Genomic DNA, 12,002 nt, shown 5'->3' on the forward strand with positions numbered 1-12,002 from the left:
CCAGAATCTCCTACATGTTCTGTTCTATCATTGTCTGCAGGGTGTCTGTCTCTATGGCTTCAATAACGCCTTGCGGATTTGCATCGTAAGCCTGCACTACCAGGGATATACTAATATAATCCCTCAGGTTCTTCTCGCGAAGATACGTAAGAATTCTGACTCTATTTTCCAGTTCAACTGCCAGTTTCTTCCGGTCCCAGCCTCTGGCAACCATTACCTTGTTCAAGGTGTACGAATCACCTGTCTTAATGTAACTATCACTAATAGGGTCCCAACGGTAGAGTTCGTTTATGCGTATATAGCCGGTTTTTGCATCTATGCCTGTAAATTCAACAAGACTCTGAGTTCTGCGAACCCTTTTGTTGTTCACGAATGTCTGTATCTGGATACTCAGGATATCGAGTGACTGGAGCATTACATGAGGAACATTGAGCGGCGGACTGTCAAGCCTGTTGACAACTGTCTGCACGTCACCCGCATGCATCGTGGAATATGTAGCATGACCTGTGGATATTGCCTGGAACAATGTGAGGGCTTCCTCGCCCCTGATCTCTCCCACAAGTATGTATTCCGGCCTCTGCCTGAGGGCTGAACGTAGCAGGTCATACATGGATATCTCACCTGAACTATTCACATTCAATGGTTTACGTGTAACACCTGCTATCCAGTTATCATGATGGAGTGTAAGTTCTCTCGTATCTTCAATAGATACGATCTTTGACAATGGAGGGATAAACAGTGAAACTGCGTTGAGCAGGGATGTTTTTCCTGATGCGGTACCGCCTGCAAATATGGCGCAATCACCATTTTCCATTGCAAGCCAGAAATAGGCCATTATTTCAATGTTACATGTATTATAATTTACAAGATCGATAGGCGTGATAGGATCTCCACGGAATTTCCTGATGGTAAAAGAACTACCTCTTGTTGTGATCTCTTTTCCAAGGGTTGCCTGAAGACGTGAACCATCAGGAAGGGTTGCATCTACCATAGGTTCACCAACTGAGATATGCTTACCACTTTTCTGACAGAGCTTTATTACAAGAGAGTTGAGTTCCTCTTCATTGAATGAAATGTTTGTCTTAATATTACGATACTTGCGATGATACATAAAAACCGGGACATCTATCCCGTCACATGAAATATCCTCTATACCGGAATCCAGCATTAGTGAGTTTAAACGGTCGTGACCAAGGAAATTACGTTTCAGATAATAGAATATCTTGTAGGTTGAAGCTATTTCCAGACTTGCATGATACCTGTTAAAAAGAGTGAGAGCATGCTCCTTGAGCACTGTCTCCTTATTTCTCTCAGTACTGACACCACCAAGACTTAGAATATCCTGAAGGTCGTCATATACCCTTTCAAGAAGATCTTTTTCATATAACGTGAGCATTGGCTCTACAACATGATAATGAAATATGTTGCCTTTTTCCAGTATGATAATGAATGAATAAGGCTCGTTTACCCAGTAACGTTCAACTTCCTGATAGCCATCAGGAACTTCAAATTCCACCAATGGGCCATGTATTTCGGGATCATAGTCCGGAATCTTTGTACGTGGATGTATTATTGAATCTATCCCTGACCTGAGATCAGTAATTAAAGTGGATAATCTGGAAGGGTCTTTGTCTTTTTTATCGACATCTTCGTTTTCAACTGGAATTTTTTCTTCAATAATTAGATCCCGGGGTTCCATCATCACGTAATATATAATCAATAGTATATAAAAAGTCTTTGATTTTTATTTGTATAAATATATGGAAATGAGTTATTAGAGAAAATATTCAAGCTATTTCAATTCCCACTAACACAGGATACTCTGAATCATTAACAATATTGAAATATAACTTCTCAGACGAACCAAGCCCTGTAGAACGCGCCACAGTTGCAGATTGTTCAAAGCTGTAATCACCATCTAATACCACAACATACCGATGTTTTCCAGGGATTTCACTTATTTCAGGAGATGCTATAATCTCACCCGGAGATATTGAGTAATTCTCACTGAATATCAATGAATTTGATGGATCGAATATCTCAATGGAGATATTATGATCCAGGCTATCCTCATTGCTTATCTCAAAAGTCAATGGATCGATAGGATACTGTTCATGCCTTTGTTCCTCTTTCTCATAATCGGTCATGTAAAGAACGTACATATTTTCATTCCCGACTAGTTCTCCTGTATTTACTATATGATAGGAATAGGTTCCAAGATCAATATAACAATGGCATGTGTCCTCTCCACAATAGAATTCAGCTTGGTTGGCTGCTACGCCATTGGCATATCCACGGTAGTAACCATCTGCTTTGTTTGATTTAAAGATTATAATATGTACATCCTCATCCAGCAGCCGGAGACTAAAATTACCACTATCGAGTGATTGCCTTAGCTTATCAACATTCACTGTTACAGCTTTATACTCATCCCAGTGTGATTGCACATCTTCTTCATCTATAGTATAGTCTATATCTGAGATGATTTCATCTTCATTTGAGAGATTAATGTATAAAAGTCCCGCAACTGCAAGTATGACCAATACAATTGCAATTAAGGAAAAAGGAATCTTTTTTGATGTTATTTTACTCCACTCCACATTAATGTAAAGTGAAATACTGTTTTTAATTTATTTAAATTTTATCAAAATAAAATAATTATGTTTTGCTTTAGCTTTAATCATATATGTTGCATCAAAAAAGAAAATAAAAAGAACTAACCTGCGCTTAAGCCGGAAGTTCAAGTTTACCGAAATTCTCTTCGTAACGTGCCTTCATGATATCCCATGTTGGAAGATCAGTTTGGCATCCGATACTCTGAACAGCGAAAGAAGCAACTGTGGAACCGATCTTACCACAAACTTCCAGCGGGTAGCCACGTGTGTATGCAAGAAGGAATCCGGCTCTGTAAGCGTCACCTGCACCGGTTGGGTCAAGAGCTTTCACTGTAACCACAGGAATCATTACTTCAGTTCCCTTATTGTAAATTTTACTGCCGCTTGCATCATAAGTTACAATCACGGTCTCGATCATGCTGAGAATATCATCCATTGATTTTTCGGTCATGTCACAGACACGCTGAATCTCATGCTTATTTGTAAAGAGAATATTGGTGTTTTCAAGGATGCTTTCAAGGTTTCCCCTTGAATAAGTCACAAGGTCCTGTCCGGGGTCAAATGATACGAAATTTGCCTTTTTAGCAATCCTTGCATTATATGTTGAATCTGATGTTGCAAGGTGTACGAAATCAACTTCTGGTGGTTCAAGTTCTTTAAGTTCTATGGATGCTCCCCAGTGGAAATATGTACTCTGATGATGGTTCTGGTCAGTGAACACAAAGGCTCTTGTGCTCTTGTGTTCTGGGAACCTGTAAAGAAGTGACAGGTCAACACCGAACTTTTCAAATTCAGCCTCATATCCTGATGAAGCAAAATCTCCTCCAACTGCGGATATAAGCTGGGCATTTCCACCAAGTATTGCGATTGCGACTGCAATATTGGCAGCTCCGCCCCCATAATACTGGTTGTAATCTATAATAGGATGGGATTCATTGTGGACTGCAATGTTCTCAACATCAAAAAGAAGATCAATAGCTGCATGTCCTACAACAGTGATTGCCCGGTCCATGTGAACACCTTACTCGAATTCCTGAACATCGACAACGGCTAGAGGAACATCCCTTAATGCACGGCCGATAACTGATTTTGAAATTCTGGCTGCGTGCTCCGCGCTTTCTGCATCAAATACTTTCATTTCAAGTACAAGACCGACAATTGCGGTGTTGGCAACAATGAAAACACTGCTTAATGGCTCTTCACATGCAGAACAGAAAGTTGTTCCGATATCTACCTCTACATAGTCTAGCTTTGGATTCAAGCGCTTTCCTGCTTCAGAAATTGCAACTCCTATTGCATCATCTGCTGATTTTACGTCTCTAACCAACCAGGCAGCTTCAAGTGTAACATGATAATTTGACATTAGATCTCTCCGATTTATACTTCATTTCTTCTTCAATTTAACTCATATTGTAAACAACACGTCATCATCGACGTCAAACAGGCCAAGTCTTGCTCCTGCGTCAAGCCATGCATGTCCGTAACTGAAACAGACCAGAGCATTGACAGGGTCATCAATTTCAATAAAGTGAAGACCATCATTATAATATGAACTTGCCATATTGCGATAATCTCCGGCCACTGTATACATATGAGATTGAGGGATAGGGGCCACTTTAGCCTTTTCAAGAGCTTCCCTTAATAGTCGCTCATATCTCTTAACTTTTTCATTCAGGTCAGCAGCCATATCTATCACCCTGTTCAACAGTACTCATAGTTAATTATCTGTTCGCCCGGAAAAGCTTCTTGAACAACTTTCCTCCACCCTCAGACTCCTCCGCATTTTTGCTTTCAATACGTGGTGGCCTTGAAGGCTGTCTCTTTGGAGGAGGAGTGAAGTTTGTGTCCTGCCCCGGAGAATCAACTACGGGAATATCCAGAACATCGTGCTCATGTGCTTGCACTGTGCTTGCAACAGGCACAGCCCTGCGTACCGGAGTTGGAACTGCCGGTTCATGGCTTTGACTTGTTGCAAACTCTGGTGGTGGCGGTGGAGTTGCAGTCCTTGCAGCCTTGAGTACATTGACAGATTCTCCACCGTGCTTGGACTTTCTTATTCTTATATCTACAAGCACAGGTCTTTCGATCTCATTGCTCACAAGCATGGCAACACCCGGGGGCAGACGCATCAGTTCTTCTTCCACATAGGATGTAACACCCTCCAGACCCTTGCTTATAGCCTTAAGGTCGTTAGGGTTTGTGACTTTCATTATAACCTGGGTTCCACATTGAGAGAGCACATTCTTGTCAACCCTGGCAGGTCTCTGTGATATTACCATCATACCAAGACCGAACTTACGTCCCTCAGACGCGATCGTTCTGAGAATATCCGTACTTGAGGTCTTGCTGAAACCCTTTTCAGGTGCATAGTTATGCGCTTCTTCTACAACAAGCATTCCAGGTGGAATCTGGTTTAATTTGCGAGCCTCGAATAGACTTGAACAAAGGCTTGCAACTATCATGCTCTGCAGTTCCGGAGCAACTCCCTTGAAGTCGATAACAGAAGCTTTACCCTTCTGGAATAATTCAGTGATAGAAGTAGGATTTGGCGAAAGGATATTTGTGTCCCTTATCTGTTCAAGGACATTGATAACATTCCACTTTGCCTTGCTCTTGTCGTTGCCTACTTCAAAAATAATATCCTCAATGGTGTATGTTTCCATCTCTGCACGCACTTTCTGTATTGCTTCGTACAATATACCAGTGTGTGTGGTTGAGAAATTATCAGGGAATATCGATGTCAGATCCTTTACTGTAAGGTTCATTCCATTGAGCCTGAAAAGATCATCTGCATCAGGGTTTATTACCTTGCTTGCAGGAGTATATACTTTAATACTGTTCCCGTAACCTTTTGGTTTGACACCAAACCGCTTGAAATCCTCTTCACCGCCTTCACCTTCTACTTTCAAAGATGAATACTCGCTATGAGGATCAAGAATCAGAAGTGGAATATTCTGATCAAGCAATTCTTCCAGCAGCACTGATGCTGTATATGACTTACCGCTTCCGGTCTTTGCAAGTATACTGCAGTGTTTCTGCACAAGACTGTTGACACTTAACTGTACTTTGATATTGGTACCTTCAAGCATACCGATATTCATTTCGTTGCCTGTAAGTCCAAGCACTGATCTTGTAAGTCCCTCGTCTGCCGCAAAAATAGGGCTTCCCGGACTGAAAGGAATCACAGGTGCACGAAGCATTCCGGTCTCGTCCCTTGAACCGATAATTGTTACTTCGGCAACTATCTTGTCATCGCTTTTATCAGCGCGTTGTCCCTTCATCGCTTCTTCGATAGAAAATGAATCACTGTACCTTTTGATGGCCATTACCTGACCAAGTACCCATGTGTGATCTTTCTCGTCCGATGACGCATCATGCCATACTTTGACGTATGCGCCCCTGTATACTTTGGAACTGTCAAAAACCATTACTTTAAACTCAAAGGTTCCTGTTTCTCCAAAAATAACGCCTACTGAACCTCTTACCATTTTTCATCCCTCAAATTCATGGTCTTCGGTATTATGTTTATTATGTGTTATTATATCTTCCCTCAGTCATCAAGTCCTTCAAGTATCTCAGCAGGTGCGCCCAGTAATTCCACAAGGGCTTCTGCTTCTATAAAATGAAGGGACGCAGGAATAACCAGTATGTGAAGAGGTTCTCCGAAATCATCTTCCTTTAGATCATGAGCGTATCCTGCCTTAACAACTGGAGCTTCTGAACCTGCTCTGGCAATGCCCACAGCAATGGCATTCTCCATCACACCTTCACCTCGTTTTTCCTCTACCTGAAGAAGCAATGAAAGTGCCTGGTTTATTGTCATATATCCTTTGTCCTTATCGATATCAAGGAAAACAAGGGTATGCATATTGTGCTCTTTGTTAAGTTTAATAGTATCATAAGGAGTTTCAGATATGACTGTAATACCACGGCTGCTGGTATATGGATGAGGAATGGTTGATGCTTTTCCAAAACGATAATTCTGGAGGCATGACAGACCACAAATCGCCGAGGCAATGGATGAACCGTGTATAAGTTTAGTCTCGATACCAAGGTTCTTTGCACGCAGTCTCAGGTCAACATGAGTTGTGGAAACCATGGTGTCTCCTCCAGTGAGAAAAGCCACGTTCTTATCTTTAGCTTCGGCAAGCCAGTCAGGAGATATTTCCACATCTTCCCTGTAAAGCAGGTTGACCTTCTTCCCATAGAGTGATTCCATTTCTTCCAATGAGCTACCCATCAGTCTTGATGTGTAGAATTCAGCAAATACCATATCAGCATTTTTTATAGCTTCAAGTCCTTTCAGGGAGATATCTTTCTCGTCAAAAAGGCCAAGTCCTATGAAAGTGAGCATAGTTCGCAGATATGTCCTTATGGGATAAATGCTTTGAGAACAGAGAGTGATATGGGATGGGAGTAGAGACTCGCAATGTTTTTATAGAACCACATACAGTTAGTTTCACTCGTATATTATACTGACAAATTATACTACTATAATTTATTTATACTATTGGAGGTCCGAAGTCATGGCAGGATATGGTAATCAACCAATAATCATCGTTGATCCAAGTAAAGAGCGCACAACAGGTAAAGACGCATTATCAATGAATATCGCTTCTGCAAAAGCAGTTGCAAGCATTGTGAAAACAACCCTTGGTCCAAAAGGTATGGACAAGATGATGGTAAACATCATGGGTGATATAACCCTGACAAACGACGGTGCAACAATTCTTGAGGAAATGGAAATCGAGCACCCAACCGCAAGAATGATCGTCGAGGTTGCAAAGACACAGGAAAAGATGGCAGGCGACGGTACCACCAGTGCTGTTGTAATGGCTGGCGCACTGCTCGATAAAGCGCAGAAACTCATTGATACCGGTGTTCACCCAACAGTCCTTGTAAAAGGTTACACAATGGCAACTGAGAAAGCTCTTGAGACACTCAAGGACTACGCGATAACAATTGAGAAAACAGACAGGGAAATGCTTGAGAAGATCGCAAATACATCCATCACAGGAAAAGCATCTGAAATGGCAAGGGGTCACCTTGCAAATATCTGTGTTGATGCAATCTATGCTATTGAGAATGAAGGAAAGGTCGATGTTGACAAGGACATTGTAATGGCAAAGGAAGTTGGTGGAACCCTCGATGATACTGAGCTTATCAACGGTATTTCCATCAGGAAAGAAGCACTTCACAATGAAATGCCACGCCGCATTGAAAATGCAAAGATCGCTCTTATTGATACTGAACTTGTGTTCGCAAAGACAAACACAACATCCAAACTCCATGTTGACAGTGCTGAACAGTTGTTCGATTTCAAGGAACAGGAGAAAGCAAACTTCAGGGCAACTATCCAGAAGATCATTGACACCGGAGCAAACGTTGTATTCTGTTCAAAGAAGATAGAAGATTATGCACTCCACTTCTTCAAGGAAGCTAACATGTATGCAACAAGACGTGTCAAGGATGAGGACATGGAAGTACTTTCATACTCAACCGGTGCAGCTCTTGTAAGGAATGTCAATGAAATTACAGCTGATGACCTTGGATACGCAGAACTTGTCGAGCAGGAAGACGAGCATGAGGAGAAGACCTACATCAAGGGATTCAAAGATGCAAGAACCATGACAATTCTCATAAAAGGTGGTACAGAGCATGTTACTGACAACATCGAGCGTGTGTTCGATGATGCACTCCACGTGGTCAAGTCAGTATACGAGGATGGTACCATCGTACCTGGTGGCGGTGCTTCTGAGATAGAGGTCGCACAGGCACTCAGGAAATATGCAGCAACCATCGAAGGTCGTGAACAGCTTGCAATCAGTGCATTCGCTGATGCAGTTGAAGAGCTTCCAAAGGCAATTGCTGAAAACTGTGGTTTTGACACAATTGACACTATAATCAACCTCCGTGCAAAACACGGAACAGTGAAGAATGCAGGTCTTGATGTGGAAACCGGAGATGTTATTGACATGCTGGGCAAAGGCATTGTCGATCCTCTCAGAGTCAAGACACAGGCAATCAAGTCTGCATCAGAAGCAGCAATTATTGTACTTCGTGTTGATGATATGCTCCGTGCAAAGGAACAGGCTATGATGGATGTCAAACCTGAGCACAACGTACACAATTACGATGCAACAGGTATGTTGTAAAGAGGTTATTACCTCTTACATTCATTTTTTTCTGTTTTCATTTCTTATCTTTTTTGAGTTTTATACCCTATTTTGGATTAATCCGGAATTTCCTGTTTCTTATATTGGCAATCCTGTTTCAGAAAAGAAAGAACATTAACCAGCTATTAAATCGATGTAAGTCATATGAGAGGATATGAGAACATATGAATGAAATGATTAATCGTGATAAATAACGAAACCTATAAATACCATGTAAGAATGGTGTATCATGATAAATCATGACAGAACAATACTACAACAACAACATTAACCTCCGAAAGTTTGCAACTATGCTGATGGCTCTTACCGCTACAATGGTAGGATACTATTCCTTCATGGCATGATTTGTAAGTGAATCTGCCATGAAAACATTTCTTTAAACCCCTTTACGTTTTTATATAATAAGATATTCTTCTTTTAATCATTCGTTTTTGAAAAATCATATACCTGATATTTTCAGCGCATGAAGTAAAAGATGATGAAAATAACATAATTTTTTGTTTATTTTCTTTTAAATTTGTACTTTTTTATGCCGAATTTTCTTAGATAACAGATAAAAACAGACAAATGCAAAGCGGGCGACATTGCAAAAGATATGAGAAGATATTATAAGATATGAATAGTAATGATTAATCATGATGAATTGCAAAACGTATAAATAGATTGATCCAAGAAGAGTCATGATAAATCATGACAGAACAATATTACAACAATTACATAGACCTCAGTAAATTTGCTGCAATACTAACCGCTTTTGCAACTGTAATAATACTTTATTCATTCATTTCATGAACAATGGTCTGGCACAGAAAAGTTCAGTATTAAATTGATCTTTATCCAATGCATCAAAATGAGATTGGATTATGGGCTTTCTGCATTTATCCCTTTACAGGAGATTAGATATCATCATCTGAAAGACCATAAAATATCTTATAATCTTCAATTGCTTTTCTTGCCTGCTTTGGATACATGTCAAGCATGTAGTAAAGGAACTCATCCCTTGAAGTGAACTCTTTCATCCTGTTAATTAGCTTTCTGGCATATTCCTTTGAATCATGGTTCTCTTTCTGAATCTCAAAAGTAAGGCAGAGTGCATCCTGTGGAAAATATTTCCTGCGTATATACGGAGCCACAGAACCCATAAGTACATCGTGGTCAAGTCTGCTGAAAGCCGGAACACCGATGCGTTCCAGTCTTGTAGAACCTGTTAGAGATTCTAGATTTTCAGCGGAGTATGAATGAATCTCAATGTAGACATCGGGCCTGAGTTCTTCCACAGCTTCAATGATCGGAATTCCAATTTCTGAAAAATACCTTTCATCCAGTGTTGAGATGTAATTACCATTATTAACAAGCGGTATAACTGCAAGAGTACCTTTTTGTGGAGCTTCTATATTTTCAAGAATATCTGAGGTATCTTTCCATTCATCACCGTGCAGGCCTGCCACAAAAAGCCTGACAGGTTCTCCTTCTCCAAGTATCCTGTATGCCATTAACCTCAACTCATTTTTACTCTCGGGTTCATTCTTCGACAGATTTCACGTTTTCTGTGCGATTATGTAAATCTCCTGCCTTTCCGAATCCAGGACATCAAGTACCCTCACGCCAAGAGACTCAACTTTAGCAAGTATGGGTTTACTGTTCTTCTCTTTTCCCATTTTGATGACCTGAAGCAATTTCCCATTGTCCCTTAACAGCGGTAATACTCTTTCAAGGGCTGCCAGCGAGTCCATCGGTTCAAGCGTCATGTCACTGAGAATCACATCCACCGGCTCCGGTGACATCTCATCAAGAGGAATCTGGAACACATCACCAAACATCACAGATACATTCTCCTTTTCACTGACAACTTTGCCAAGTTCAGTATCAAAATCCCTGCTGAATTCCACACCCTTCACAGACGAGGCGATCTCAGATGCCATCATCAGAAATCCTCCTGCACTGGAACCAAGGTCAAGTACACGGTCACCAAGAGAGATCACACCTGTTTCATCCTGAATTCTTTTTAGCTTGAAGTAACCTCTGGGCATATCCAGTCCCTCGTCAACATCAATCTCTGAATCTGCACTGATGTCTTTTGAGGGCTTTTTGACAACTGTGCCATCAACCCTGACACTTCCGTTGAGTATGGCTGTCTTGGCCCGTCCCCGCGATTTAAAGAGTCCTGTTTCAACAAGGTATGCGTCCAGTCTCATGGTTCAATTAATAAGGAAACGTACTATTTATATTGTAGTTCCGCATTGAACGGAAAAATTTCACAAGAGATGCACTTCTCAGGAACTGTATAATGATTAAGAAATTCACCTCCCTCTTCCCTGTATGGGCGATTATGCTTTCGGTTGTGGCCTTCATTTACCCTTCCATATTCTCACCATATAAAAGTGCCATAACTCCACTTCTGGGAGTTGTGATGTTTGGCATGGGAATTACCCTTTCTGCAAATGATTTCCTGCTGGTGCTCAAAAGACCAAAAGTCATTGTTCTTGGAACTGCATTGCAGTACATCCTGATGCCACTTATCGCATTCATTATTTCATACTTACTGAATCTCCCTCTTGAGATTATGGCCGGAATGGTACTTCTTGGAGCATGCCCTGGAGGAACTGCATCAAATGTGATATGCTATCTTGCAAAGGGAGATGTGGCACTGTCCATCACACTCACATCGGTTTCCACACTGCTTGCATTCGTCCTGACACCTGCACTTACCTGGCTTTACATCGGACAGGCTGTGCCTGTAGAAGTTGGAAGCATGATGCTGAGTATAGTGAAAATTGTTCTTGTGCCTGTGGCACTTGGAATTATCCTGAACACATTCTTTGACAAACATATCGAACGTTTCAGGCATGCATTCCCTGCATTATCAGTTGCTACAATCGTTTTTATCATTGCGATAATAATCGCCCTGAACAAAGAAAGCATTCTCGTTGCCGGAAAACTGGTGATAGTTGCAGTTGTACTTCATAATGGATTCGGGCTTGCCAGCGGATACCTGCTTTCAAAGAAACTTGGTTTTGATGAAAAAGATGCAAGAACAATTGCAATTGAGGTTGGAATGCAGAATTCCGGGCTGAGCGTTGCGCTTGCTGTGAAATATTTCTCTGCACTGGCTGCTCTTCCTGGTGCGTTGTTTAGTATATGGCATAATATTTCAGGGTCGTTTTTGGCGTATAGGTTTAGTAAGTGAATATTATTTTTGAAAAAATAGGTA

The 12,002-nt window shown here is 41.1% G+C and carries 11 protein-coding genes; 2 read left to right on the forward strand and 9 right to left on the reverse strand.

Annotation, left to right across the window (positions count from 1 at the left end; translation table 11 throughout):
• Window positions 1-10: 10 nt before the first annotated feature.
• From FKV42_RS05050 to dph5, 7 genes are all read right to left on the reverse strand, one after another.
• Entirely contained in the window at window positions 11-1,699 is a 1,689-nt protein-coding gene (locus FKV42_RS05050; protein ID WP_394348050.1) for a type II/IV secretion system ATPase subunit, read from the reverse strand.
• A gap of 88 nt (window positions 1,700-1,787) precedes the next feature.
• Complete coding sequence (locus tag FKV42_RS05055) at window positions 1,788-2,600, reverse strand: hypothetical protein (RefSeq protein ID WP_154809157.1); 813 nt, start codon at window positions 2,598-2,600, stop codon at window positions 1,788-1,790.
• 127 nt (window positions 2,601-2,727) lie between these two features.
• The gene (locus FKV42_RS05060) at window positions 2,728-3,627 is read right to left on the reverse strand and encodes a carbohydrate kinase family protein (RefSeq protein ID WP_154809158.1); all 900 of its coding nucleotides are present in this window, start codon (window positions 3,625-3,627) and stop codon (window positions 2,728-2,730) included.
• A gap of 9 nt (window positions 3,628-3,636) precedes the next feature.
• Entirely contained in the window at window positions 3,637-3,978 is a 342-nt protein-coding gene (locus FKV42_RS05065) for a DUF555 domain-containing protein (RefSeq protein ID WP_154809159.1), read from the reverse strand.
• Between the two features lie 42 nt (window positions 3,979-4,020).
• Entirely contained in the window at window positions 4,021-4,302 is a 282-nt protein-coding gene (locus FKV42_RS05070) for a DUF357 domain-containing protein (RefSeq protein ID WP_154809160.1), read from the reverse strand.
• Window positions 4,303-4,336: 34 nt separating this feature from the next.
• A complete protein-coding gene (locus FKV42_RS05075; RefSeq protein WP_154809161.1) occupies window positions 4,337-6,103 on the reverse strand; it encodes an ATP-binding protein in 1,767 nt (588 codons plus the stop codon).
• Between the two features lie 62 nt (window positions 6,104-6,165).
• Entirely contained in the window at window positions 6,166-6,969 is an 804-nt protein-coding gene (dph5, locus tag FKV42_RS05080) for a diphthine synthase (protein WP_154809162.1), read from the reverse strand.
• Between the two features lie 172 nt (window positions 6,970-7,141).
• Here dph5 and thsA point away from each other — a divergent pair, with 172 nt between their 5' ends.
• Window positions 7,142-8,770 (forward strand): thermosome subunit alpha, encoded by a 1,629-nt coding sequence (thsA, locus tag FKV42_RS05085; RefSeq protein WP_154809163.1) that lies wholly within the window; start codon window positions 7,142-7,144, stop codon window positions 8,768-8,770.
• Between the two features lie 917 nt (window positions 8,771-9,687).
• Here the strand turns inward: thsA and FKV42_RS05090 are convergent.
• A complete protein-coding gene (locus FKV42_RS05090; protein ID WP_154809164.1) occupies window positions 9,688-10,284 on the reverse strand; it encodes a DUF2119 domain-containing protein in 597 nt (198 codons plus the stop codon).
• A gap of 45 nt (window positions 10,285-10,329) precedes the next feature.
• Window positions 10,330-10,986 (reverse strand): S4 domain-containing protein, encoded by a 657-nt coding sequence (locus FKV42_RS05095; RefSeq protein WP_154809165.1) that lies wholly within the window; start codon window positions 10,984-10,986, stop codon window positions 10,330-10,332.
• Window positions 10,987-11,078: 92 nt separating this feature from the next.
• Here FKV42_RS05095 and FKV42_RS05100 point away from each other — a divergent pair, with 92 nt between their 5' ends.
• The gene (locus FKV42_RS05100) at window positions 11,079-11,978 is read left to right on the forward strand and encodes a bile acid:sodium symporter family protein (RefSeq protein WP_154809166.1); all 900 of its coding nucleotides are present in this window, start codon (window positions 11,079-11,081) and stop codon (window positions 11,976-11,978) included.
• Window positions 11,979-12,002 lie beyond the last annotated feature (24 nt).

The organism is Methanolobus vulcani (assembly GCF_006546655.1).
GTDB lineage: Archaea > Halobacteriota > Methanosarcinia > Methanosarcinales > Methanosarcinaceae > Methanolobus > Methanolobus vulcani_A.

Excerpts from the sequence above, each read along its gene's own strand:
- FKV42_RS05065 (WP_154809159.1), bottom strand. The coding sequence starts at position 3,978 with ATGTCAAATTATCATGTTACACTTGAAGCTGCCTGGTTGGTTAGAGAC.
- FKV42_RS05050 (WP_394348050.1), bottom strand. The coding sequence starts at position 1,699 with ATGGAACCCCGGGATCTAATTATTGAAGAAAAAATTCCAGTTGAAAAC.
- thsA (WP_154809163.1), top strand. The coding sequence starts at position 7,142 with ATGGCAGGATATGGTAATCAACCAATAATCATCGTTGATCCAAGTAAA.
- FKV42_RS05100 (WP_154809166.1), top strand. The coding sequence starts at position 11,079 with ATGATTAAGAAATTCACCTCCCTCTTCCCTGTATGGGCGATTATGCTT.
- dph5 (WP_154809162.1), bottom strand. The coding sequence starts at position 6,969 with ATGCTCACTTTCATAGGACTTGGCCTTTTTGACGAGAAAGATATCTCC.
- FKV42_RS05095 (WP_154809165.1), bottom strand. The coding sequence starts at position 10,986 with ATGAGACTGGACGCATACCTTGTTGAAACAGGACTCTTTAAATCGCGG.
- FKV42_RS05070 (WP_154809160.1), bottom strand. The coding sequence starts at position 4,302 with ATGGCTGCTGACCTGAATGAAAAAGTTAAGAGATATGAGCGACTATTA.
- FKV42_RS05060 (WP_154809158.1), bottom strand. The coding sequence starts at position 3,627 with ATGGACCGGGCAATCACTGTTGTAGGACATGCAGCTATTGATCTTCTT.
- FKV42_RS05075 (WP_154809161.1), bottom strand. The coding sequence starts at position 6,103 with ATGGTAAGAGGTTCAGTAGGCGTTATTTTTGGAGAAACAGGAACCTTT.
- FKV42_RS05090 (WP_154809164.1), bottom strand. The coding sequence starts at position 10,284 with ATGGCATACAGGATACTTGGAGAAGGAGAACCTGTCAGGCTTTTTGTG.